The organism is Streptomyces sp. NPDC005574 (assembly GCF_040605435.1).
Lineage (GTDB): Bacteria > Actinomycetota > Actinomycetes > Streptomycetales > Streptomycetaceae > Streptomyces.
This window is the reverse complement of record NZ_JBEXCW010000305.1, coordinates 1-1640: the sequence shown is the minus strand read 5'-3', so window position 1 is coordinate 1640 and position 1640 is coordinate 1. Positions and strand designations below refer to the sequence as shown.

2 protein-coding genes are annotated in these 1640 nt (G+C 71.8%); both read left to right on the top strand.

Annotation, left to right across the window (positions count from 1 at the left end):
* Positions 1-107 precede the first annotated feature (107 nt).
* Entirely contained in the window at positions 108-764 is a 657-nt protein-coding gene (locus ABZT03_RS44360; protein ID WP_356050012.1) for a glycosyltransferase, read from the top strand.
* A gap of 55 nt (positions 765-819) precedes the next feature.
* Positions 820-1203 carry an ATP-binding protein gene (locus tag ABZT03_RS44355; protein WP_356050014.1) on the top strand — a complete coding sequence of 128 codons (384 nt, stop codon included), beginning with the start codon at positions 820-822 and terminating at the stop codon, positions 1201-1203.
* Positions 1204-1640 lie beyond the last annotated feature (437 nt).

Genomic DNA, 1640 nt, shown 5'->3' with positions numbered 1-1640 from the left:
ATACGGCCGCGCCAACTTCGACCTCCTGCGCCTGCGGATCCTGCACCGAACCTGACCCCCGATCACAAGATCAGCGACAGAGCCGAATTACGTGATCGTCCACAAACGTGGGCGCCCGGCTCGCCCGCGGTACGCACTTGGTGTTCCTCGACGCACATTGCCGGCTTGAGCGGAACTGCCTGGCACGCTTGCGGGCGGCCCTGGACGCCGGGCCTGACGCCGTCCTCGCGCCCACCGTGCGCGACGCCGTCGGCACGGCGGCGGGCTGCGGGGCGCGGCTGATCAACGCCCACCTGCGGGTGCGCTGGCTACCTCCCGAACCCGACCGTATCGTCCCGTACGCCGTGCCCCTCGCACCGGGCGGCTGCCTCGCGGTGCGCCGGGCGACGTTCCACCGGCTGGGCGGCTTCGGCGCCTTCCGCGAACTCGGCCTCGAAGACGTGGACTTCAGCCTCCGCGCATGGCGGACTGGGCTCGACGTGCTGGCCGTACCAGGGGCACGGCTGACACACCGTTTCCGCCCGTATCCTCCGTACCGCCTAAGCGATACGAGCCGCGCCTACAACCTGGCGAGGGCCGCGCTCGTCCACTTCGGCGGTTCCCGACGCGCGGAGTGTCTGCGCAAGGTGATCGGTACTCCCAGGGCTGCCGAGGTGCTGGTCGAAGCGTTCGCCGGTGACTGGGAGGCGCAGCGGGCCGCAGTCGAGGCGACCAGTGTGCGCCCCTTGGAGGCATACTTCGAGGCGTTCGGCGATTGGCGCTGACGCGCCGTCCTGCGCAGACTAGCGCCAGGCCGGCCACTCCGGCTACGCCCTAGAGCTGGAACGCACCCCGCAGGCCGCAGCGCAGGCACGGTCCCTGGTCCGCGCGGCACTGGCCTGCTGGAACCTCGAAGAGCACACCGACACCGGGATACTGCTCGTCTCCGAGCTGGTCGCCAACGCTGTCCGGCACGCCGACGGCCCGCGCATCCGCGTCCACGTCGACCGTCCCGCCCCCGCCGTCCTGCTCCTCGCGGTGGTGGACCACGCCCCCGCCCGGCTCCCGCAGTTGCGCACACCCGGCCCCGACGACGTCTCCGGCCGGGGCCTGCTGCTGCTCGATGAGGTCGCCGACCGGTGGGGCCACGACGCCGCGGGCGGCGCCGCCTCGCGGCCTCGGACCAAGCGCGTGTGGGCGGAACTGCGGGTGGCCACCCCGTGAACCACCACCGCAGCGTGTTCATTCTCGCGGCAGCGTGGGCACTTCCTCCCTGACCATTTCCGCAGGCGCCGTCCAGCGCCGATCCCCCGCGGCGCGGACGGCGCGGGGCCCTGGCGTCGCCAACGCCAGGGCCCCACCCCACCGGCGGCCGCCCTATCCCGCACGCGGTCTGTGTCTAGTGCTGTGACCGGGGTGGTTCACCGTGGTCGGGAGACGGCTCACGGGACGGCCTTCGGGCGTGCTGGACGATCCTCTCGCTGCGTGGCAGGCCGAATGCGGCATGTCAACTCGCCCAGTGGGAGGGTGGGTTGGGGCCCTCCGTCCACTCCTTGATCAAGAGGTATCGGAGCAGGTGGCTTGTGCTTCGGGGCCCCTCTCGCCGGGCATTGAACCGTCCAGGACTTCAAGAGCCGGGGGAAGCGTCGTGCGCGAACGGG